Genomic DNA, 20,280 nt, shown 5'->3' with positions numbered 1-20,280 from the left:
GGTGGCGCGCGAACGCATCGAGGGCGTCGAGATCGTCGAGATCGTCGAGGGCGACGAGGGCGACGACGTGGCGCACGACTCGGGCTCGGCATCGTGCCGGCCGACGCCCGCCCGGCAGAGGCGGGGTACTTGGGCCGGCGGGGCCGGTCCTGGCCGCGACCGTGCGGTGGATGCGGCGGGCCTGATCGATCTCGTTCGGGTGAACCGCCTGCGGCCTCGGGCCGGTTGGTGGCGGGGTGGGCGGGCTCACTCGGCACCTGCGACCTACGTGTCGCACCGGGGTTTGCGCGCGACCCCACCGTAGGCGGCGATCTCGCGCGCCCCGGCCGGCTCGGAATCCGGTCGTCGCCAGTGCGTGATCTTCCCGAAACCCGGGTCGAGCAGCTCGAGACCGTCGAAGACGGTGCGCAGTTGGTCCTGCGTGCGCGGGATGTAGGGCACACCGCCGGACTTGGCGTACTCCTCGCACATCCGCACGTAGTGCGGGCTGTCGGTGGTGCCGTCCCAGTAGACCAGATGACTGCCCGGCGGCACCGCGGCCAGCACTGTTCTCGTGATGCGCAGCACGTCGTCGTGGGTCCGGGCGTGTCCGAGCACGCCCATGAACATCACGCCGACCGGCCGGGTGAGGTCGAGGATGTTCCCGGCCTCGTCGAGGATGCGCTCGGGGTCGTTGAAGTCGGCCTCCACGTAGGTGGCGACGCCCTCGCCGGTCGTGCCGGCCGTGCCGGCCGGCAGGGCGCGCGCGTGGGTCAGCACCAGGGGGTCGTTGTCGACGTAGACGACGCGGGCATCGGGGGCGATGCCCCGGGCCACCTCGTGGGTGTTCTGCATGGTGGGCAGACCCGTGCCGATGTCGAGGAACTGCCGGATGCCGACCTCGCCGGCCAGATGACCGACGGCGCGGATCAGAAATCTGCGACTCTCGGTCGCCATCTCCGCGATGTCGGGGTCGATCTCCAGGGACGCGTCGCCGACTCGACGATCGATGTCGTGGTTGTCCGTACCACCCATCCAGTAGTTCCAGATCCGCGCGGAATGCGGAATGTCGGTGCGAGCCTCGTCAACCACGGCGATGGACCTCCAACGTCGTCGATCATGGATGGCCGGTCCCAGTCGAACTACCCTGCGCGCACGGCCCGCAACACCCGGACGAGTGGCCGGACATCACCTCACCGCGCCACACGGTCGTCGGCGGACGAGGACGTTGCAGGGCACCCCATGATCACGCTCGTCGCTCCGCCGAGCACCCGAGCACCCGAGCACCCGAGCACCCGAGCACCCGAGCAACTAGGCTCCCCCTTCGGCCCTTCCGGCAGGCAACGGGGATCGTCGACGACATGCCGATCGACGACGCGATCATGCCCGCCTGGCACCACGACCTCCGAGACCAAGACGTGCTGTGGGTGCGCATCCACGCCCCACTACCCGTCCTCGAGGAACGCGAAGCCGACCGCCACCCCGAACGCTTCCGCGGACTCAGCCGGGGCCACCAAGACGTATGCGTGCCCGACGACTTCGACCTCGACGTCAACTCCGCCGAACTCGACCCGACCGAACGCGCCCACCACATCGCCACCGCCCTGCACCCGCCAGCCGACACCTCGCCCTCTCCCTCGACGCACCCCGGCCGCCCGTGACCTCCCCCGCCGCCGGCCGATGGGGCGCCCCGGGGATCGCCACCGCGCCGGCGGTGCGGATCGTGCGCATGCGATCACCGTCGTGGCCGCGGTCCCAGCGCAGGCATCGGGTGGTGTTGCTGCGCCGGGGCGGTACCAGACGGGCGCGGGCCCAGACGGGCGCGGGCCCAGACGCGCGCGGGCCCCGAAGGTGCTCCGACATGCCCTACAGTCCGATCAGGTCGTCCGAGTGGGCGGCGGGATGGCTGTGCTGGGGAGCGGAGTTCCGGTGGGTGGGGCCAAGGGCTTGGGGATTCTGCTTGTGGTCGGGACGGCGGCGTTGGGGGTCGTCCTGTATTTCGTCAACGACACGTCGTTGGCCGATTTGTTGTCGCTCGGCGCGGGTGCGCTGTGTCTGTTCTGGTTGATCATGGTGCTGACCGTGCCGTGGAATCTGTACTTCCGGGCCCGGCAGTTGATCCAAGAGATCAAGATCAGCCGGGAAAGGGGCCTCGCGGTCTCCGCGGCCAGTGAGCCGGAGGCGCGGCGAATCGCCCGGCGGCTGCTGTGGGGCGCGATCGGCGCGCATGTGATCTCGGCCGCGGTGATCGCGGTGATCACCTGGGTGTCCGGCGGCGTGGTGGGGTACTGGTTCGCCGGGTTCTATCTGCTGAGCACGCTGTTTCGGCCCAGTCAGGCGTACTTGGAGTACCTCGGTCAGCGGCTGCGGAACATGCTGCGTGAGGTGACCCACCCCCGTGCGGACGTGCTTGCGTTGATCGACCGGGTGACCGTCCTCGAGGGCAGGCTCGAAATGTTGGAGAACAGCACCAAGGAGCTGGGCGAGACCGTCCGCCTGCTCAAGGTCGCGACCATGGAGGACGCCGAACGTGCAACCGCGCAGTATCACGCGGGGGATCGCAAGATCGACGCCCTCGGTCGGCGCTTCGAGGACACCATCAGCCAATTGACGGACAATCAGGAAGTGATTTCCGGCATCAAGGCGTTTCTGCGTTTGTTGCGCACCGAACAGAGCTGAGTTCAGGCCGCGGTGGTGCGCACCGCCAAGGCGGTCTCGCGGACGTCCGCGTCCGGGTGCGCGCGCAGGTCGCGTAGCAGTGCGCGCCACTCGGCCGGCCAACCGGTCTGCGCACCGAGTACGCCTACCAACGCGCAGCCGAACAGGCCCGCCGCTGGGGCCGGTTGCGCCGCGAGCAGGCGGGCGGCAGTGGACAGCGCGTCGGGGTCGATCGTCGCGGTTGCCCGGCCGAGGCGGTCCCGCAGTACGCCGGCCGCCTCGATTGCGGGCAGCGCGCGGCCGGCGCACAGCTCGACCAGCGCCGCGAGTTCGGCCTCGATCGTGTCGCCGGACAGGGAGAGGCCGGACGCGGTCAGTACGGCCGCCTCGATGCGTAGCTCCGGTACGGCGGCAAGGGCGGACCGTACCGGCCGCAACACCGAGGCGGATTCGGCCGGGTCGCGGTCCGCCCACGTGCGTGCCTGTCGAAGCAGGGTCGTCAGGCGGCGGCGGGCCGGACGGTCGCGGTCCGGGTCGGCGTTCGGTGTGTCCGGGGCGCCGTCCAGGGCGATCAGCGACTCGATCACTTCGAGGTAGGTGTCCGGCGCCACGCCGTTCGTGGTGAAGGTGTGCAGCGCCTCGGCCGCCTCGCGCCATCCGGTTTGACTGCCGAGGTCCAGGACCGCGTCCCGGATCGCCGCGATGCCGACGGGCGAATACCGGGCCCAGCGCGGGAAGGCGCGATAGGCGGCCCGGCGCACCTCGGTGTCCGGGCTCGCGCACGCGGTGGTGACCAGCTCCGCGTACCGGGCCCGCAAGGTGGGTGTGAGAGCGGTCGGTTGAAGTGCCAGGATGGTCCGGGCCGCCTCGCGCGGGCCGTCGATCGCCGCTCGCAGTACCGTCCATGACGTCTGGTCATCCAGCCGCGTGGACAGCTGGGACACGATCGCGCCGCGCACGTCGCGATGCTGATCCGGCGCCGACCACGCTTGCGCCAACAACGCCACCGCGCCCGGCAGCGCCTCGCGCAGCGCCACCCGGGCCGCCTCCTTGCGCGAGGTCACCTTCGACGGGCCGAACAGCACCTGCCGCAGGGCCGGTTCGAGCACGCTCGGCGCGATGTGGCGGGCGGCGCGGGAGATCGAATAGGCCGCCACCCGAGCCCGGTCGTCGCCGACGTGCGCCAGCAGGATCGGCAACGCCGCGCCGGGGTCGTCGGTATGGGTGAGACCGTTCAGCGCGGCCTCCACCAACGGCACGTCCGAGGAGTCGAGATACCCGTGCAGCACCACGCGGCCGAACCCGGGCACCCGGGCCAGCCTGCGGACCGCCTGCGCGCGGGTGTCGCCGTGCTGCCGGACGTCGTCGGCGAGTTCGACCAGGCGCGCCGCGTACGCCCGCTGCTGCCTGGGCAGCAGCCGCCCCATGGCGTCGAGGGGCAGGTACGGGATCCACCGCACCCCGTCCGTACCGAACCGGCCACGCAGCGCGGAGCCGTCGAGGTAGGCGTCGAGCAGGTCGGTGCGGCGATAGGCGAGCGCGTGCAGGACCACCGGCACCGTCGGCGTCGACTCGTCCCACCCGACCAACTCGGCGGCCCGCTCGGCGCGCCGATGCGGGTCGGCCAACCACAGCGTGATCGCGGTACGCGCGACGTGATCCGCCTTGTCCCGGGTCGCTCGGTGCAGGATCTCCTGCAACGCGTCCAGGGCCCACGCCCGCCTGTCCAGCGTGGTCGCGAGCGCGAAGGCCGGCCGGTGGTCGCCCCGCGCGACTCCGGCGCGGATCCACGGCAGCAGCACCGCGAGGATCTCGTGCTCGCGGCCATGGCGGAGGTTGTCGGCCGGGCCGGCCAGCCGGATCACCCCCGACCGGCCCGCCACCTGCTCGAAGGTGGCCAGCGCCCACCCGGTCAACTCCGGTGCGCCGCCCACGACATGGTGGGTCAGCAGGCGTTCGGCCAGGCTGGTGAGTGCGGCCCTGGTCCGGTGCGACGTGTCTCGCGCTTCCAGGGTGTCCCGGACCAGTTCGGTGAGTACCTCCACCAGGTCGGCGCCGAACAGTCGAGGATGCGCCTGCGCGACCGCGAGCAACGCCGCGCCGCGGACCGGATCCTGCTCGTTGCGCAGCCGGGTCAGCGTGCGTACGACCGTGCCGAACTGCGCGGGGTCGCCGGTCCGCGCCGCGCACGTGATCAGCCGCCGATAGCCGGTCGCCCGGTCGTCGGCGTTCGGCAGCCGGGTGGTCGCGGCGAGTTCGTCGTGTGCCTCGGTGAGCGGCAGGTACGCGAGCAGGCGCAGGCGCTGCGGCTCGTCGTCGACGATCGAGGGGAGGGCGAGCATCCGGCGCGCCTCGGCATGGCGGCGCGCGTGCGGGAGCACGGCCAGGAGGGTGCCGGTCGGCAGGTCCCGACTCCGATTCCGGTCGGCATGCACGGCGTCGAAGAACCCGACCCGCAGGCTCGGCGCCATCGCCTTCAGCAGCCGGGCCGTGGTGCGCTCGTCGGTACGCACCGCGCGGCCCAGTGCGAGCAGTTCGGCGGACTCGGGACCGGCGCCGACCAGCCGACGCAGCACACCTGCGCTCAGCTTGGACACGGTCGGGCCACGCTGCTCGGAGGCGGCGAGCAGCCGCAGCACCCGGGACCGGTCGGCGGTCAGGAACCGCTGGATGTGCGTGGTGAAGGCCCAGGGCAGCGGGCGCCGCAGGGAGTGACGCTCGATCAGGTCCAGGACGCGATGCGGGAATCGCTCGCCGGCCGCGACCACGCCGACCCCGTGGTTCGTCCACCACTCGTCGCGGTCGGAGGCAGGCAGGCCGGCCAACTGCCGCTCGGCCTCGTCGAGCGCGAGCGCGGGATGCCGACGGGCAAAAGTGGTCCAGACGTGGTCGACGTGTCCGAGCACGCCGATGTACTCGACCACCACGGTCGGACTGCACGCCGGCAGCACCCGGGCCGCCTCGACCGGACCGCGCACCGCGAGCACTTCGGCGATGAGCCCATCCGCCAACGCGGTCCGCCGACCCTTGCGCAGCGCGCGGTAGATCGAGGTGCGCAGCGCCGAGGGGGCGTCGTCGAGCAGATCGGACAGCGCCCGGTCGGGGACGGGCAGCAAGCGGGCGGCGCTCACCGCGCGCTGGGCTGCGACGAGGACGTCGGGCCGGCTCGCCTATCGGTGGGGCGTTTGCGTCGTCTGAAAACCCCTTGCTCCCGGGTCCGCCTGCTTGGTGGGATACAGGGGCTTCAACGGGGGGAGGGGACGGCTTGGCGGTGTTCGGGTGCGCGAGCTGCGGTACGGTCCTGACGGCGGCGGTGTCGGAGGTGGCGTTGCCGATCCACCTGGCCGATGCCCACTGGGAGACGCTGCACCCGCCACTGCTGGAGGCCGGGTCCTACGCCGTCGACCCCGAACCGTTCGGGCCGCCGTGGCGGCAGTGGGACGAGGTCGGGGCGCGCGAGGCGGCTGACCGGGGGCGCTTCGCGCCGTGCGGCGCGCTGTCCGACGGACCGTCGGACACGATCCTCCTCGCGCCCGGCGACATGCGTGGCACCGGGCTGATCCTCGAGCAGGCCGGGGGCTACTGCATGGGGATCGACGGGAGGGACGGGCCGAACCTTGCCTGCCTGGGCTGCGATCTACCGGTCGGAACGAGGATGGACGACTGCGGGTGCTGGCAGGTCGTCCGGCTCGTCCCGCAGGCGGTAGTGCGGCTGCCCGGCCCGCCGGAGCGGCCGGTCATGGACTGGGCGGAGGTACTGGCCACCGGCGCGCTGTGGCACCGACTGAGCGAGTACCGGGACATCCCGGCGGGCGTGGCTCTTGCCCAGGTGGTGGTGGCCGCCGGGGGCGCGCCGGTCGAGGTGGCGCCCGGGCCGGTCGCCGATCTCCTCGGCCGGGCACTCGGCGCGCTGCTGCCCGCCGGGGAAGGTGCGAAGCGGCTGGACCTGGCGGGACCCGGGTTCGGCGAGCCGGCCGGCGACCTGGTGCTGGTGCCGGTCCATCCGCAGACCGGAGACATGTGGCAGCCGCGCGCCGGTGCGGTGCCGGTACCCATGGATGCCGCGCTCTGGGCCGAGCTCGCCTTCCCGCCACACCGGACCCGGCTGCCGATGGTCGGCGGGCTGCCGGCAGGCGTGGAGCGGGACGACCCGCTGCCACCGCACCCGTGGTACCCGTTCCAGCCGTCCGGGGCGGCGTTCCGGTACACGCTCGCGCGGATGCCCATCGTCGGGGAACCGTGGCTGCGGGCGATCTACCACCGAGGATGCTGACTTCCCCGACGAATTCGCCTTCGAGGACTGGCTGTTCCCGCATGGAGGACCTGGCCGAGGACGAGCAGAAGCTCGCCCACGGCGAGCACGTCAGCGGCCCGGCTGCCGATGCCTATCGCCTTCGGGTGACAGCAGCGAGTCGTGAGTTCGCCGGCCGCGTCCCGACCGGCAAGCGCCAGGCCCGCGACCTCGTCGGCAACCCGCTCCCACAGATCCACCACGGCCAGGGCATGACCCGCGTCCTCAACCCGGCCACCGCCGCCTGCCGGCTCCGAGGGACGGCCGACGACCCGATGGTCATGCCCGAACTGAACGACGGCCGCCCCAAATGCCCCAACCTCGCCCGCACCGACCGCAACTATCGAGCACGTCCGCGAGCAGACGGCCGGCCTCGCCGAGATCGTCGCCGACCCCCTCGCCCCACCACTGCGACACGAGCGTGACCGACACGAGCTCGACCGGCTGAGGCGGATCATCGATGCGCACCAGCAAGGAGCCGCCGACCGACGACGAAGATTCCGCTCAACGGCGAGACCGACCCGACCCGCCGGGCGATCATCACCGCGATGAACCGGCTCCTCGCGGGAACCCGGCAGCGGTCCAACGGCCGGCTCGACATCACCCAGCCGGCCATCGAAGCCGACCTCAAGCGCCGGCGCCTCACCCACCAGCACCCCGACCTCAAGGACCTCTTCCAAGAGCAGGTCGCCAAGAGCGAGGCCCAGCGGCGGAGCCACGTCCGGCCAGCCGACGCCTTCGAGGAGCTCAAGAGGAAGCACATCGACCTTCAGGCCCACTGCCGGTTTCCGGAGGCGCGGCTCCAGAACTACGCGACTGCTCTCAATCTGATGACGCTGGAGAACGCGGCGCTGTCCGGCCGGGATGCCGAGGCGGCCAAGGTCCGAGTCATGCCACCGCGGCCGCACATGCCCTGAGATCGCCGACGCAAGGAGGTTCCTCTTGGCCTGGTGCTCTTCAGAGTGAAGCCCACCAGCGCAAGGAGGTGTCGGTCGGCGCCTCAGGGCTCCCGAAGTGGAACGGCACCCCGAATCGCTTCGCAAGGGCCCGCCCAACGGCGCTCGCCTCCTCCGCCTCCGGCCAGGGCGGCACTTCGCGATTGAACAAGCGCAGGTCTCCGCCGAATTGGACCAGCGCAAGATCGTGCTCGGCGTTCGGCGCGGTCATGACGGCGAGGAGGCGGACGAACCATCCCTCGGTATCTCCGTCCCACACGGCCTCGATCGCGGCCGGCCGACGGGGCAGCCCTGTGACCTTGGCGGTCAGCACGTCGACGTCCAAAGACGCGGTCGGGACACGGGGAACACGCAACAGCCCCAGCGCAGCACAGCGCTCCGTGATCAGGTCCATGCACTCATGAATGCCCGACACGGGCTGCGGGGAGGCGTCCCGGATGGCCTTGATCGCTTGAACGTGATGCTTCTTCGCCAGAAGGGCATCTATGCGGTCCTGCGCTCCGGCGGGCAGAGCGCCCCACAAGACCTTCGTCCACGAAGCGGGGGTCGAATACCCGCGCCGCGGCAGGCCTTTGAGTGTGGCGTTCCGTGGTGACTTCGACTGCTCGGGTGAGGACATCGAACGCAACTGGGTCGCACGGACCGGGTGTTGGGCGCGGGTGGAGCCAGTACTCCTCACCGACAAGCGGGTGCGGGCGTACGAACTGCCCGCCACCGAGGGCAAACGCGGCGCGTCTGGGCCGCCGGGTGTCCGGGTCTGTCGGTCGGGCTGCGGTCTCCCTCGGGTCGAGGGTGAGCGTGTAGCCGAGTCGGTTGAGCCGGCCGATGGCCCGGCGGGTGGCGCGTTCGGGCTCGCGTCGGGTGAAGTGGGTGCCGCCGAGTTCCCGGTGGACGACCTGGTCGGTGAGCATGTGCCGGATCGCGGTGATGATCGAGTGCTCGACGGCGACGAGTGCCCTCAGCGGGCCGCGGCGGGCGGTCGGTCGTTTGTGTCGGGCCGCGAGATGGGTGTCCTTGGTTCTCGAGCCCGAGGGCGCCTTCGAGGTGGTAGGGGTTGCCGGGCCTGACCTTGGTGTTCTTGGTGCGGCCGGCGGATTCGTGGTGGCCGGGGCGGACTCCGGCCCGGGACGCGAGGTGCTTGGCACAGGCGAACCGGGTCGTGTCCCCCGCCGGCCTCCGCGATGATCACTTCGGCGGTGGCCCGGTTGATGCCGGGGATGGTGTCGGGCAGGTCGAGGGCGCCACGAAAGGGCGCCATCGCCTGTTCGATCCGGCCTGGCCGCGGCCCACGTCCTCGCCGGCGACTTCGCCGCCATCACCCGGGAACGACGCGGGAACGACCTGACCGCACGGATGACACACGCCCTCGAAGACGGGCCGAAACCACTGCAGGACTTCGCCGTCGCGCTCCGGACCGACTGGGACGCCGTCGTCAACGGCCTTACATTGCAGTGGAGTTCCGGAATGGTCGAGGGTCAAGTCACACGCGTCGAATACCGGGTCAAGTCACACGCATCGAATACCTCGAGCGACGCTCATCCGGGCGAGCCTCCTTCGCCTTGTTGCGCACCCTCGCTCTCGCCCCATCACCGTGACCGTCCCGAAATGCGCGTCACAGCCCGGTCGGCCGACCGGGGACGGGACGCCCTCGTGTCCGTTGCGGACGGCTTCGGAAGTCCTGGGCCGACTCAGCGGGCCGTCGGAGCCGGCAGCGTGACCGCCTCGCGCAGCTCGTCGGCGGCCTGGGTGATCAGCTGGGAGAGGGAGGCGTTCGGGTCGGTCAGCCAGCGGGACGTGGCGCGCCGGTGGATCGCCAGCACCACGTCGATGACGAACCGTGCCTTGTCGGGCTCGACGCCGCGGCGCTCGAGCGCCCGCGCCAGCGCGTCGGCGATGTCGGCGAGCTTGATCAGATCGCGCTCGGCCAGTGCCGGGTTGGCGGCGATCACTCTGACGCGGCGCAGCAGGAACTCGCGCGGGCGAAAGATCTCCTCGGCGGTTCTCAGCGCGGTCAGCAGCGCTTCGATCGGCGTGAGGCCCGGGTCGGTCGCCTCGAACCGGGCGACGAGGTGGGTCTCGAGCTCGTTGCCGGCGAAGAGGACTTCCCGCTTGTCCGGGAAGTAGCGGTAGAAGGAGCGCTCCTTCAGACCGGCGGCGCCCGCGATCTGCGCGACCGAGGTGCGCTCGAAGCCCTGCGTCTCGAAGAGCTCGAGCGCCGCGCGCTCGAGCCGGCCCTGTGCGTCGGATTCCCATCTCGGCATGGCCACCAGGCTACGACAACAGAAGCTGTTGTCAGCTGGTACGGTCGATGACAACAGATGCTGTCATCAGGCGGGAGATCGTCATGAAGGCTCTTCAATTCGACCGGTTCGGTTCCCCGGACGTGATCGTGCTCCGCGACGTCCCACAGCCGGAGCCGGGAGCCGGTCAGATCCGGATCGCCGTGCGGGCGTGCGGCCTGACGCCGGCCGACTGGCACATCGTCGACGGTCTCCTCGCCGACCGTCTGCCGCCGCTGCCGCGCGGGCTCGGCCTCGAGATCGCGGGCACCGTCGACGCGCTCGGCGATGGCGTCACCGGCGTCCGGATCGGCGACCGCGTGTTCGGCCCGGCCACCTTCGGCGGCCCGACGGCCGGCGCCGCCGAGTACGCGCTGATGCCGGCCTGGGCACGCATCCCCGAAGGTGTCACCGCCGAGCAGGCCGCCGCGCTACCGATGGCGGCCGAGACGGCGTGGCGCGCGCTGGACGACCTCGGCGTCCGGCCGGGTGAGCTGCTGCTCGTCCACGGCGCGGGTACCACCGTGGGTGAGGCGGCGGTGCGCTTCGCGCTGCACCGGGGCATTCGGGTGATCGCCACCGCCGGGCCGACTCGGGCCGCCGCACTGGAAGAGATCGGCGCCCGGGTGACCGCCTACGGCGAGGGCATGGCCGAACGCGTCGGCGCACTGGCCGGAGGCCGCGTCGACCGCGCCCTGGACACGGCGCCGACCGGGGGCCGCATCGACCGCGCCGACCGGCCCGGCCCGGCCGGCGGCTCGCTACCGACCCTGATCGCGCTGACCGGCGATCCCGACCGTGTCCTCACCGTCTCGGACTTCGCCGCCGCGGCCGAGTTGGGCGTCCGGATCACCACCGAGATCCGCTACGACCGGATGGACGAGTTCGCCCGGCTCGCCGGCGAAGGCGTCCTGGTCGTACCGGTCGCCCGCACCTACACGCTCGACCGGATCCAGGAAGCGGCCGAACTCAGCCGGTCCCGCCGCCCCGGCGGCAAGCTCATGCTCGTCCTGTGATCGCCCTGCCGGCCCGGTAAAGCGAGACCACCTGGACAAGGAGCGTGGCCAGGCTTCTCCTCCTCGCCCGGGGCGCCACCTTCCGTGTGGGTGCGGAGCGGCGAACCGCAAGAACGGCGCCCTGCGGTGGATCCCGAGCCGGTCCGCGCCGCACCATGCATCTGCGGCCTTCGCCAGGGTCGGCGCACCGGACACCGGCGGGGACCTCGTGGAAGAGGCACGCACCGGTGCCCCTGAAATAGGTGGCGGCGTCCCAGCGGAACGCCTGGTCGTGCTCCACTGCGCGGCCCACCTCGCCCGCCGGCCCGATCCGCATCCGGTGGTGGTTGACGCGGTCCTGGTCGTAGTGCACGCCGTCACCGCCGCCGGGGGATCCCGCGGTGCAGAAGTCGGCGTGGTTGTCCGCGCCTCGGGTCGTCGGCTCCACCCTTCCGGAAGTCGGTGTCGGCGGACCGTTGTTCGGCGACCCGGTCGGGCGTGGGATCGTACGGCTGGAGGTCGACGACGTCGACGGTCGACCCCAGTCCCACGCGCGGGCCGCGGCCTGCTCACACGTGGCTACGACGCCGACCTTGACGTCGTAGCACGTTCCGACGTGCACGAAGAACCCGCCGTCCCCGACCAACCGGCGCCGGGTGCCCTCGCGCAGCACCATTGCACGGAGCAGGGCCGGCGCGGTGCCCAGCGGGATGGAGGAGCCGTCGCAGTAGCCGGACAGGTCGTACGGGAAGAGTTGTTCGTCCAGTCCGTGGCCGTCGCGACCCGCACGCACGGGGAACGAGAAGAAGCCGTGTTCCAGACGACGTCTTCGGCGAACCCTCCACCCGATTCCGCCGGGGGTGGGTCGGTCAGGTGGTCGCCTGGTAGGCGATCAGCCATCCGGAGCCGGTGTGGTCGCCGCGGCGGGACGCCGACGCCGACGCGCGTCGCGGATGCACGGCGACCTGCCCGGCAAGAGGATCGAAACTCCGATCGATTGCTCCATGATGTATCTGTGATATCACTCACCGATGCCGAAGCCGTCCAGCGTTGCCAGGGCAGCACGACCCGGGGGTGCAGTGCCGGGCGTTGGTGTCGGTGGAGAACGGTTGGTGTGCCGCGCACCGCCCGGTGGACGCGGGGCCGGCCCCGGTGAGCGTCCCGCCGAGCAGTCGCCGAACGGGCAAGGCGCTGCAGGAGTATCGGGAGCGGATCAGGGCCACGGTCGCCTGCCCGCATTGTGACGCCGCCGTCGGGGACCCCTCCGACGGCATCGACGGCACCGCGAGGGTGAGCAATCACAACGAACGGCGCCACGTCGCGCTCCGGGGTGACACCCCTGCGACCACGCCCACCGTCGCGAAGGACGTGTCCGAGTCGCCCCTCGAACACCCTGCGGACGCGGCCGAGGGGGACACGACCGTGGCACAGGTGATCGAACAGCGCGGCGTCGTGTTCGCGAAACGGGCCGATGGCTGGTCCGACACGGAACCGATCGCACCTCGGTTACCGTGAGACTCGGCCTGATCGCCGCCGTCGGAACGGTCGACGACGCAACCCTGATCCAAACGATCGGCCTGCTGTCCAACCACTTCGGTCCCCTTGCGGCACACGCCTTGGAAAGACTGCCTGGGGGTGCGGAGGCCCTGCTCTGGTTCACTGATCGCGTGGCCGACTGGGGGCGCGTGTACGTCGTGGAAGCCCTCTGTCGGCTCGGCGACCCCGTCGCCCAACCGTGGCTCCTCCGCAGGGCATGCGATGGCGATTTCCGAGGACCCTGGCATCGTCCGGCTCGTGGAGACAGCGTCAGGCCGTCGGCTGCCGGCGTTCGCGAACCGGCCGACACCCGACGGGGAATAGCGCACGTCAGGAATACCTACATTCGGCGATTTCCGGTGATCAACGGTCCCGCGCACGCATGGGCGATGCTTGCCGGCCGTCTGGGGCGAGTGGATCGGCGATTTCCGGAGAACGGTTGCAACAGTGGTTGGTTAATCAGTCCGCGAGCAGTTTATGCAGGCACTCGGCTGGGGTTTCCCAGTCGAGCGTTTTGCGTGGGTGTGCGTTGAGTTGGGCGGCAACGACGTCGGGGTGCTCGCAGGTGTGGACGCACGGGTCCGTACCCCTTGGGGAAGTACTACCGAAGCAGGCTGTTGGTGTTCTCGTAGTGGGTGCAGCGTTGACAACCCTCGTTTGCCGCATTCACTGTTGGCTATGAAGAAAATCTTAAGCGTGCTCGGCGGACTCGCCACAGTCCTGGCGGCCGGCGTCCTCACGGCCGGTCCCGCGGCGGCATCCCCCAGCTACGTACAAGTATCGACTCCCGAAGGTTGCTCTGGGGCCCTTGACCTGAGCGCCCCGAACTGGGGGTCCGGGAGTGCGAGGAACAGTTCGTCCGTTCCGTGCATCCTGACGATCATGCAACACAACCTCAGCACCGGCGGTCAGCAGAACTGGAGTATGACCCTCCCACCCGGGAGCTTTGGCACCACCAAGGCGTTCTACCACGGCGATGGTGTACACGAGCTCAACGTCTGCCTCGATAACGGCGACTCGTACAACTGCACCGGCTGGTTCGGCTGACCGCGAAGGCCGGCGACAGGCGCCGCAACTGAGTGGTCTTGAAACTTGGATTCGAGGGGCCATCGCAACACATGATCGGTTGTGCGTGGTGACGGGCAGTTTATGCAGGCGCTCGGCTGGGGTTCCCAGTCGAGCGTTTTGCGTGGGCGGCCGTTGAGCTGGGCGGCGACGGCGTCGAAATGTTCGCGGCTGTGGACGGACAGGTCGGTGCCCTTGGGGAAGTACTGCCGCAGCAGGCCGTTGACGTTCTCGTTGGAGCCGCGCCGCCGGGGGCCGGCCGGGGCGCGGAAGCAGACCGGGATGTCGGTGGCGACAGTGAACGCGTGGTGGGCGGACATCTCCGGCCCCCGATCCCAGTTCGGGCGAAATGGCTATTCACCTTGACCCGGCCATAACGTTTGGGGACATTCGCGACAAAGCCTCTGGCGAGTGCCCGGCGGTATTCCGAACCAATATGGACCGGGAAGCCGTCCACGAAAACGGGGAATCGTGAAGAGACGGCGCGTCCGAGCATTCATAATTGCGATGCTCACGACTGTTGGTGTTATTTCAGGGACAACGACAGCGAATGCCCAGATTCTCTGGAACGACAGGGCTCTGCGAAACAGTGCAACCGGGCAGTGCGCGACGGTCGACTTCAACTGCTCCGACGACCCCGACCGGCAGTGGGCGCATGCCGCCCTATCGTCCGGTGATCCCGAAATCGACTACTTCGACCGTCCCCGGGCTGGTCTTCGAGTAGTCGATGCAGGTCCCGTCCGGGTGGCCGGTCTCGGCCGAACCGCGAAAGGTGTCGGTGAACCTGAGCCAGCCGGTTCCCCCGTACGTCTGACGCACCCAGTAGGTGATGTAACCGCTGTTGTTGCCCGAGCAGAATCCGTACGTCGTCCAGGTCGTCTTCGGCGGGTTGTTGCCGTAATACACCGAGCCGTTGGTCGCGTAGCAGATGGGGAATCCGTGATGCTGTGTCCACATCCGGAAGAAATCCGCCCGGCCCCCGCAACCGACCGGACCCGTGGCCGCCGCGGGGGCGGTGCCCGCTGTTCCCAGTCCCGCGGCGAGGACCAGTGCGCCGGCCAGGCCGGCGAGCTTCCTGCGCATGATGATGCTCCTTCGTTCTCCGAGGCTTCAGAGCCTCCGGGAGCAGCGTCCCGCCGACCGGCCGACGGTGTCATCGACGTGGAGCGCAGGGGAGTTGACATCATGTGTAGGAGCGAGCAGGGGGCTGCGCGGTGGGGGTCGTGGTGCGGACGACGGACGTGCCGAGGGCGGAGCGGTTCGACTGGTGGTGTGAACTGGTGGCGCGCGATCTCATGCCCACGCACATCGTCAGCGAGCATCGGGGTGACTTCCGGGCATCGGCTGCCACGGTGGAGCTCGGGCGGGTCAACGTGTCCGAGTTGTCGTTCCCGACGTTGCGATCGGTGCGAACGCCCCGGTTGATTCGGCGATCCGATCCGGAACGCGCGCGGCGAGGGCGGCGAGCCAGGAGGCGTGTTCGGCGAGCATGCGCAGGCGGTGGCGAAGTGCGGTGCGGGCGGCGAGTTCCTGCTCCCGGTCCCCGCCGGCGTTCTCGAGGTTGCCCTGGGCCAGGGCGACCCGGTCGCCGTCCCCGCGCAGTTCTTCGGCGGCGGCCAAAGCCCCGTAGCGGACGCCCCGCGCGGCGGCGCCCGTCCCTTCCAGGAGCGCGGCCGCGGCGGCCGGGACCATCGCGCAGGCGTGCGGGCCCCGGGGGCCGTGCGGGATCAACCTCGTGCTCCACGAGCGCAACGTCCCACCGAACGCCGCGGTGCCCAAGTCGTCGTCCAGGTCCCACAGTTCCTCGTCGACCGGATCGGGGTCCTTGATCCAGCCGGGGGTGAAGGCATCCATGGCACGACCGTACGCAACCACCGCGCGTGATGGGCCGGCTCCGTCGAAAGCGATCCGGGACGCTAGGCCGCAACGGCCCCAACCGTGCGCCGTGCCGTCGGTGGCGCGGACGCGACCGGCGGTGCGCGCCCGGCCGGCACGGCCGCCGTGGCTGCCGCGTCGGTTCCCGCCCGCGTTCGCTCGACCGACTCGCCGGGGAGCGGTGGGCGCGGTGCGTCCCCGATGCCGGTCCGGGCGAGTGTGGGTCCGCATTCGGACGCGCACGATTTCCTGAGGAAGCATCGAATTCCGCGCATGATGTGCACCGGGTTGGTCGGCCGGGATCGCACACTTGCCCACCGTCCGAGCCGCGACGCGCGACACATCCCCTGCAACGGCGCACGTCACGAGATCCTTTTGGCGGCACGGGAACCGGCGCAGTCGGATCCTGCGCTTGCGGTCGTGCGCCTGATCGCCACCGGTGGGCGGACGCTTGCCGCCGCCGAGGCCTGGGCGATGCGGATGCCCGCCTGGTGCGCCGTCCCCAAGGATGTGCACACCGACGTCGCCCGGGCACTTCGAGATCCGCACTACTCCGAACTACGGCAGCCGCATCGACCCCGTCAGCTACCTGCGCGCGCATGGCGTCAACCTCTGATCCCGGCGTCACCAGGCAGTACGTAGTACGTAGTACGGCAGTAGCCAATGGTCCGGGCCAGTCGATCACCGTCGACGGACCAGGCCCTTGCCGTTCTTCCGAACTCAGCACTCCGAACCGGGCTTGTCCTCGGATCACCCGGGCCGATGCGCGGCAAGCAGCCGGCCCGCGGCATCGTGCGCGCCCCGTCGTTCCTCGGCCGAGATCGTGGCGAAGAACGCGTCCTCGGGCCTCGGGTCAGCAGTCGGGTGCTCTCCGCAACCAACGCGAAACCGGCGGGCTGACGTGGAAGACGTGCCGCCGCCGGTCGTGCGGATTGCACCGGCACTCGGCGCACCCCAGCGCCTCGAGGTCGTCGAGCAGGCCCACGAGAACGTTGGGATCGATCCCGAACACTCGACTGACGTCCTGTTGGGACAGCGAATCGTAGGCCAACAGGCTCTCCAACACATGCACGTGCTTGGTCTTGACCCCAGGGTGGCCGGCGTCTGATCGGCGAGCGTCCATGCCGATCGGCGCCGGCCTGCTCGGCCAAGGCGTCGGCGGCCACCTGCTCGTCGGCGCCAACCAACCCCTCTACCCGTCCCAAGTCGCCACCCAGGCCGGGGAGTTGACCGACCGCCTCGCCGCCGAACCCGACGTCGACGGCGTGACCTCCTACTGGACGACGGGAGCGCCGACCCTGCGCACCATCGACGGGCGGCACGCGCTCGTCCTCGCGCACATCCGGGGCAACGTGATTGCCGGCACGTCGGATGTCGAACGTGTCCGGGTCGGCGAACCGGCGTTCGTCTCGATTGGCCGACGCGATCCCGAGCAACAGTTGGGTGCCCTCGGCGACGGTCTCGCCGTGGAGCTCGAACTCGTAGCCGGCGTACCGGGTTCCGGATCGTCGACGTAGTCGCCGATGTGGTGGAACCACATGCCGCCTGCCGGACCGGACCAGGGGGACTCCGTGCCACCCTCCCAGAGCTCGACCGGCGGCTCGGCGGCCGGCATCCAGCACAGACGTCCGCCGACACGGACCGTGCGTCGGCGCGGAGGTTGCCCGGGAGCGCGCGGCTTGCATCCGGTGTCGACGGCGTGCCGGATCGTGTGCACGATGTCGCTGTTCGGGTGCTTTGCCGGGAGTGCACCGAGTGGCTTCGGCCGGAGCGACGCTCAGGACCCTGTTCGGAGCGGGCTGGGCCCTTCGGTGTGGGTGTGGCGGAGTTCGCGGACGAGTGCGCGGACGGCGGCGGAGGCCGCGAGTTCGGGTGTGGTGACGTAGCCCACGGAGCGGGTGGGGCGTCCGGGGCCGAGGTCGGTGATCTGCACCGGGAGTGGTGCTCCGGTGAGTGAGAGCGCGGGCATGATCGCCATGCCGAGACCGCGGGCCACCATGGCCAGGACGGCTCCGTCGTCGTTCGCCTCGACCGTGGCCTGGGTGATCCAGTCCTGGATCGCCCACCACTCGCGCGTGTACGAGGAGCAGTTCTCGGTCCAGTCGACCAGCGGCAGTGCGCGGGGGTCGGGATGTCCGGCGGGGTGTACCAGGGCGTAGGGCTCCTCGAGCAGGATGCCTGCGACCAGTCCCGGCGGTGTCGGTGTCGCGGTTCCCAGGGTGGCGATGCCCACGTCCGCGCGTCCTGCGGCCACCTCTCCGGCGGTGCCCGGGCCGACTTCGCGCACGATGCGCACCCGTGGTTCGATGCCCGGGTGCCGGGCGGCGAGCCGTTCCAGCACAGGTGGCAGCAGGTGCAGGGCGGCGCTGCGAAACGCGGCGATGTGCAACGGTCCGCCGGCGGTGGTGCCTTCGTCGGCGCCGGTCCCCCGGCCTGCCGCGCGGGCGTCGGCGACCAGGACGTCCAGCATCCGCAGCACCCGTCGCGCGTGGGCTGCGGCCGTCGTTCCGGCTGCGGTGGGCCGGGCGCCGGTTCGACCTCGTTCGAACAGGACGGCGCCGACCTTACGTTCAATGCCGCGCACGGCGTGTGAGACGGCCGATTGTGTGGTGCCGAGCGTCGCGCCGGCCGCCGAGAAACTTCCCGAACCGGCCGCGGCGACGAGGATCCGAAGCTCTTGTGGGGAAAGGTCGGCGAGGGTCGTCATCAGGGCTCCCACCTGCTGTTATGAGTGCAACTCATGGATAAGGGTCCGTCATGAGCGCAACCCTCTGCCCGACCCGGGCATTCCTGCCTAGGTTTCGTCCCATGAACTCGCTCCTGCCGAACACCACGGCGGTCACCGTCCACCAGATCGCCCGCCCTGCCGATTTCCCCACGATCGGACACTTCCGGTTCGTGGAGACGCCGCTCCCCGAGCCGGTTCCAGGCACGGCGTTGGTCGAGAACCTGTACTGGTCGGTCGACCCGTACCACCGCGAGATGATGGACGGCGAGTTCGCCCTGAACGCCCCGCTGGAGGGCCGTACGCTGGGCCGAGTCGTCGCCTCCCGCGATCCGGGACTCCTCGAGGGCGCTGTGGTCTTCCATCGCCGAGGCTGGCGTACACACGCGGTGGTCGGCGCCGACGAGGCGCGAGTGCTGCCGGACCTGCCGGGCGTTCCCCTGTCCGCGCATCTGGGCCTGCTCGGCGGGACGGGGCTGACCGCGTACGTCGCCCTGACCCGTATCGCCTCGCTGCGCGAGGGCGACGACGTGTTCGTCTCCGGCGCGGCGGGCGGCGTAGGCACCGCCGTCGGCCGTTTCGCCCGCCTGATGGGCGCCGGGTTGCTGGTGGGCAGCACGGGATCGGCGGCCAAGGCGACATACCTGACCGAACAGGTCGGCTACGACAAGGTCTTCGACTACCGGGAGGGCCCGGTTGCCGACCTTCTCGCGCGGGCCGCCCCGGACGGCGTCGACGTATTCGTCGACAACGTCGGCGGCGACCACCTCGCGGCTGCGGTCGGCGCGCTGCGCGAACGTGGCCGCATCGTCCGGGTCGGCACGATCAGCCAGTACAACCGGCCGGGCACCACACCCGTCGACGTCGACCACGCGGACTTCGTGGAGAAGAGCCTGCGTATGGAGGGATTCCTGGTCCGCGACCACAACGACGTACAGGACGAGTTGTACGCGTTCGCGGCACCTCACCTGCGCGAGGGGCGCCTCGCGTCGGACGAGACGATCGTCGTGGGCTTCGAACGGATCGTGGAGGCGTTCGTCTCCATGCTGCGCGGCGGCAACATCGGGAAGATGATCGTCAAGGCGGCACAGATATAAGCGAATTCGATCGCCGGGACCACGAGACCGCTGGTTGCGGCATCGACACGATCTCGGACGACGCCGACCGTGTGGCGGTGACCGTACGGGAGCCGCAGCCGTCCACGGCGCCCGCATGATCACCGAGCGTAGGGTGCGAATGGCCAGGCCCGGGGCCTCGCCGGCCGAGTCGGGCGCGACGTCGATCGCGTAGGCGGCGCCGTCGGCCCGGACCACCATCACCGAGACGTTGTGTGCGACGCGAGCACGTCGTACAACTCGCGGGCGAATAGGGCCCGTTCGGCCGCCCGCGGCGAGCCGGGCCCGCTGGTCGCGCTCGATCTCCGGGCGGGCGGCCCGGTCGATCGGCTCGGCGTGGAACGCACGTCGGGCGCGCATCGAATCGCCCGGCGCCCACGAAATGGCGAGCAACACCGGGACGAAGCCGGTCGGGAAGAGGCCGTCCGTCCCGGGGGGACCCGTCCTCGGAGCGCGGGAAGCGGGCCGGCAGGATCGCCGGTGCGAGCGCGATGGACGCGAGTGCGGTGGACGCGAGCGCGGCCCGGGAGCGTCACTGCGGACCGGACTCGGCGGCCGTGTACACGATCGCCGGCATCGCGAAGTCGGCCGGGGTGATGGTGCCTTCGACGGACAACCGGGCTGGGCCGGGTCGGCCCCGATCACCGGAATCGTCGCCTGCCGGGCCCGGACCCGGTACAACGCCGTGCCGAGGCTCGGGGCCGGCCCGATCGCGTACGACTACGGCGCCTTCACCGGGTCGTACTCGGCGTGGAAGATCTGCAGGAGGCCTGGCTCCGAACACCGGGATCGTGCAGACCGGGTCG

The 20,280-nt window shown here is 70.6% G+C and carries 19 protein-coding genes and 4 pseudogenes; 12 read left to right on the top strand and 11 right to left on the bottom strand.

The features are described 5' to 3' along the window. Window positions 1–264: 264 nt before the first annotated feature. The gene (locus ABIA38_RS16335) at window positions 265–1,071 is read right to left on the bottom strand and encodes an SAM-dependent methyltransferase (RefSeq protein ID WP_424639361.1); all 807 of its coding nucleotides are present in this window, start codon (window positions 1,069–1,071) and stop codon (window positions 265–267) included. A gap of 269 nt (window positions 1,072–1,340) precedes the next feature. Between ABIA38_RS16335 and ABIA38_RS16330 the strand changes: the two genes are divergently transcribed. Both ABIA38_RS16330 and ABIA38_RS16325 read left to right on the top strand, forming a co-directional pair. Beyond that, window positions 1,341–1,640 carry a phosphotransferase-like protein gene (locus ABIA38_RS16330; RefSeq protein ID WP_424639360.1) on the top strand — a complete coding sequence of 100 codons (300 nt, stop codon included), beginning with the start codon at window positions 1,341–1,343 and terminating at the stop codon, window positions 1,638–1,640. A 241-nt stretch (window positions 1,641–1,881) separates the two neighbouring features. Next, a complete protein-coding gene (locus ABIA38_RS16325; protein ID WP_424639359.1) occupies window positions 1,882–2,658 on the top strand; it encodes a hypothetical protein in 777 nt (258 codons plus the stop codon). A 2-nt stretch (window positions 2,659–2,660) separates the two neighbouring features. Here the strand turns inward: ABIA38_RS16325 and ABIA38_RS16320 are convergent, their stop codons facing one another. Then, the gene (locus ABIA38_RS16320; protein WP_424639358.1) at window positions 2,661–5,768 is read right to left on the bottom strand and encodes a hypothetical protein; all 3,108 of its coding nucleotides are present in this window, start codon (window positions 5,766–5,768) and stop codon (window positions 2,661–2,663) included. A 140-nt stretch (window positions 5,769–5,908) separates the two neighbouring features. On the opposite strand from ABIA38_RS16320, the gene ABIA38_RS16315 reads away from it, so the two are divergent. The 3 genes from ABIA38_RS16315 to ABIA38_RS16305 all read left to right on the top strand — a co-directional run bounded on the left by ABIA38_RS16315 (window position 5,909) and on the right by ABIA38_RS16305 (window position 7,845). Next, window positions 5,909–6,910 (top strand): hypothetical protein, encoded by a 1,002-nt coding sequence (locus ABIA38_RS16315; protein ID WP_424639495.1) that lies wholly within the window; start codon window positions 5,909–5,911, stop codon window positions 6,908–6,910. Window positions 6,911–6,951: 41 nt separating this feature from the next. Beyond that, window positions 6,952–7,353, top strand: a complete 402-nt coding sequence (locus ABIA38_RS16310) for a hypothetical protein (protein WP_424639357.1) — start codon at window positions 6,952–6,954, stop codon at window positions 7,351–7,353. Window positions 7,354–7,476: 123 nt separating this feature from the next. Continuing rightward, window positions 7,477–7,845 (top strand): hypothetical protein, encoded by a 369-nt coding sequence (locus ABIA38_RS16305; protein WP_424639356.1) that lies wholly within the window; start codon window positions 7,477–7,479, stop codon window positions 7,843–7,845. A 40-nt stretch (window positions 7,846–7,885) separates the two neighbouring features. Here ABIA38_RS16305 and ABIA38_RS16300 read toward each other — a convergent pair whose 3' ends face one another. From ABIA38_RS16300 to ABIA38_RS16290, 3 genes and pseudogenes are all read right to left on the bottom strand, one after another. Next, a complete protein-coding gene (locus ABIA38_RS16300) occupies window positions 7,886–8,503 on the bottom strand; it encodes a hypothetical protein (RefSeq protein WP_424639355.1) in 618 nt (205 codons plus the stop codon). 56 nt (window positions 8,504–8,559) lie between these two features. Further along, window positions 8,560–9,039: pseudogene (locus tag ABIA38_RS16295) on the bottom strand (hypothetical protein); the annotation flags it as partial. A 533-nt stretch (window positions 9,040–9,572) separates the two neighbouring features. Next, on the bottom strand, window positions 9,573–10,145 hold the full coding sequence (locus ABIA38_RS16290) for a TetR/AcrR family transcriptional regulator (RefSeq protein ID WP_424639354.1): 573 nt from the start codon (window positions 10,143–10,145) through the stop codon (window positions 9,573–9,575). Between the two features lie 83 nt (window positions 10,146–10,228). Here ABIA38_RS16290 and ABIA38_RS16285 point away from each other — a divergent pair, with 83 nt between their 5' ends. After that, the gene (locus ABIA38_RS16285; protein ID WP_424639353.1) at window positions 10,229–11,179 is read left to right on the top strand and encodes an NADP-dependent oxidoreductase; all 951 of its coding nucleotides are present in this window, start codon (window positions 10,229–10,231) and stop codon (window positions 11,177–11,179) included. On the opposite strand, the gene ABIA38_RS16280 is transcribed toward ABIA38_RS16285, so the two are convergent. Further along, window positions 11,163–11,951 carry a hypothetical protein gene (locus tag ABIA38_RS16280; protein WP_424639352.1) on the bottom strand — a complete coding sequence of 263 codons (789 nt, stop codon included), beginning with the start codon at window positions 11,949–11,951 and terminating at the stop codon, window positions 11,163–11,165. The two genes, ABIA38_RS16285 and ABIA38_RS16280, sit on opposite strands and share 17 nt — an antisense overlap. Window positions 11,952–12,208: 257 nt before the next feature. On the opposite strand from ABIA38_RS16280, the gene ABIA38_RS16275 reads away from it, so the two are divergent. After that, window positions 12,209–12,673, top strand: coding sequence for a hypothetical protein (locus ABIA38_RS16275; RefSeq protein WP_424639351.1), 465 nt, complete (start codon window positions 12,209–12,211; stop codon window positions 12,671–12,673). A 480-nt stretch (window positions 12,674–13,153) separates the two neighbouring features. On the opposite strand, the pseudogene ABIA38_RS16270 reads toward ABIA38_RS16275, so the two are convergent. Then, a pseudogene (locus ABIA38_RS16270) lies at window positions 13,154–13,322 on the bottom strand (IS30 family transposase); the annotation flags it as partial. A 254-nt stretch (window positions 13,323–13,576) separates the two neighbouring features. Here ABIA38_RS16270 and ABIA38_RS16265 point away from each other — a divergent pair. Further along, the gene (locus ABIA38_RS16265) at window positions 13,577–13,741 is read left to right on the top strand and encodes a hypothetical protein (protein ID WP_424639350.1); all 165 of its coding nucleotides are present in this window, start codon (window positions 13,577–13,579) and stop codon (window positions 13,739–13,741) included. A 99-nt stretch (window positions 13,742–13,840) separates the two neighbouring features. Here the strand turns inward: ABIA38_RS16265 and ABIA38_RS16260 are convergent. Together ABIA38_RS16260 and ABIA38_RS16255 are read right to left on the bottom strand one after the other, a co-directional pair. Next, window positions 13,841–14,097, bottom strand: a pseudogene (locus tag ABIA38_RS16260) (IS30 family transposase); the annotation flags it as partial. A gap of 325 nt (window positions 14,098–14,422) precedes the next feature. Continuing rightward, window positions 14,423–14,842 carry a hypothetical protein gene (locus ABIA38_RS16255; RefSeq protein ID WP_424639349.1) on the bottom strand — a complete coding sequence of 140 codons (420 nt, stop codon included), beginning with the start codon at window positions 14,840–14,842 and terminating at the stop codon, window positions 14,423–14,425. Window positions 14,843–15,054: 212 nt separating this feature from the next. Here ABIA38_RS16255 and ABIA38_RS16250 point away from each other — a divergent pair, with 212 nt between their 5' ends. Both ABIA38_RS16250 and ABIA38_RS16245 read left to right on the top strand, forming a co-directional pair. Then, window positions 15,055–15,588 (top strand): hypothetical protein, encoded by a 534-nt coding sequence (locus tag ABIA38_RS16250; protein ID WP_424639494.1) that lies wholly within the window; start codon window positions 15,055–15,057, stop codon window positions 15,586–15,588. 578 nt (window positions 15,589–16,166) lie between these two features. Further along, window positions 16,167–16,250: pseudogene (locus tag ABIA38_RS16245) on the top strand (M23 family peptidase); the annotation flags it as partial. A gap of 237 nt (window positions 16,251–16,487) precedes the next feature. Here the strand turns inward: ABIA38_RS16245 and ABIA38_RS16240 are convergent. Next, window positions 16,488–16,706, bottom strand: coding sequence for a hypothetical protein (locus tag ABIA38_RS16240; protein ID WP_424639348.1), 219 nt, complete (start codon window positions 16,704–16,706; stop codon window positions 16,488–16,490). Window positions 16,707–16,755: 49 nt separating this feature from the next. Here ABIA38_RS16240 and ABIA38_RS16235 point away from each other — a divergent pair, with 49 nt between their 5' ends. Then, the gene (locus ABIA38_RS16235) at window positions 16,756–17,151 is read left to right on the top strand and encodes a hypothetical protein (RefSeq protein ID WP_424639347.1); all 396 of its coding nucleotides are present in this window, start codon (window positions 16,756–16,758) and stop codon (window positions 17,149–17,151) included. 260 nt (window positions 17,152–17,411) lie between these two features. Here the strand turns inward: ABIA38_RS16235 and ABIA38_RS16230 are convergent, their stop codons facing one another. Beyond that, complete coding sequence (locus ABIA38_RS16230) at window positions 17,412–18,341, bottom strand: LysR family transcriptional regulator (RefSeq protein ID WP_424639346.1); 930 nt, start codon at window positions 18,339–18,341, stop codon at window positions 17,412–17,414. Window positions 18,342–18,442: 101 nt separating this feature from the next. Between ABIA38_RS16230 and ABIA38_RS16225 the strand changes: the two genes are divergently transcribed. Further along, the gene (locus ABIA38_RS16225) at window positions 18,443–19,456 is read left to right on the top strand and encodes a zinc-binding dehydrogenase (RefSeq protein WP_424639345.1); all 1,014 of its coding nucleotides are present in this window, start codon (window positions 18,443–18,445) and stop codon (window positions 19,454–19,456) included. Window positions 19,457–20,280: the final 824 nt, after the last annotated feature.

The organism is Embleya sp. AB8 (assembly GCF_049739465.1).
GTDB lineage: Bacteria > Actinomycetota > Actinomycetes > Streptomycetales > Streptomycetaceae > Embleya.
This window is presented reverse-complemented; position numbering and strand designations above follow the sequence as displayed.

Coding starts and splice junctions, on each gene's coding strand:
- ABIA38_RS16330 (WP_424639360.1), top strand. CDS start 1,341: ATGCCGATCGACGACGCGATCATGCCCGCCTGGCACCACGACCTCCGA.
- ABIA38_RS16325 (WP_424639359.1), top strand. CDS start 1,882: ATGGCTGTGCTGGGGAGCGGAGTTCCGGTGGGTGGGGCCAAGGGCTTG.
- ABIA38_RS16310 (WP_424639357.1), top strand. CDS start 6,952: ATGGAGGACCTGGCCGAGGACGAGCAGAAGCTCGCCCACGGCGAGCAC.
- ABIA38_RS16305 (WP_424639356.1), top strand. CDS start 7,477: ATGAACCGGCTCCTCGCGGGAACCCGGCAGCGGTCCAACGGCCGGCTC.
- ABIA38_RS16300 (WP_424639355.1), bottom strand. CDS start 8,503: ATGTCCTCACCCGAGCAGTCGAAGTCACCACGGAACGCCACACTCAAA.
- ABIA38_RS16290 (WP_424639354.1), bottom strand. CDS start 10,145: ATGCCGAGATGGGAATCCGACGCACAGGGCCGGCTCGAGCGCGCGGCG.
- ABIA38_RS16285 (WP_424639353.1), top strand. CDS start 10,229: ATGAAGGCTCTTCAATTCGACCGGTTCGGTTCCCCGGACGTGATCGTG.
- ABIA38_RS16265 (WP_424639350.1), top strand. CDS start 13,577: ATGCAACACAACCTCAGCACCGGCGGTCAGCAGAACTGGAGTATGACC.
- ABIA38_RS16255 (WP_424639349.1), bottom strand. CDS start 14,842: ATGCGCAGGAAGCTCGCCGGCCTGGCCGGCGCACTGGTCCTCGCCGCG.
- ABIA38_RS16250 (WP_424639494.1), top strand. CDS start 15,055: ATGCCCACGCACATCGTCAGCGAGCATCGGGGTGACTTCCGGGCATCG.
- ABIA38_RS16235 (WP_424639347.1), top strand. CDS start 16,756: ATGCCGATCGGCGCCGGCCTGCTCGGCCAAGGCGTCGGCGGCCACCTG.
- ABIA38_RS16230 (WP_424639346.1), bottom strand. CDS start 18,341: ATGACGACCCTCGCCGACCTTTCCCCACAAGAGCTTCGGATCCTCGTC.
- ABIA38_RS16225 (WP_424639345.1), top strand. CDS start 18,443: ATGAACTCGCTCCTGCCGAACACCACGGCGGTCACCGTCCACCAGATC.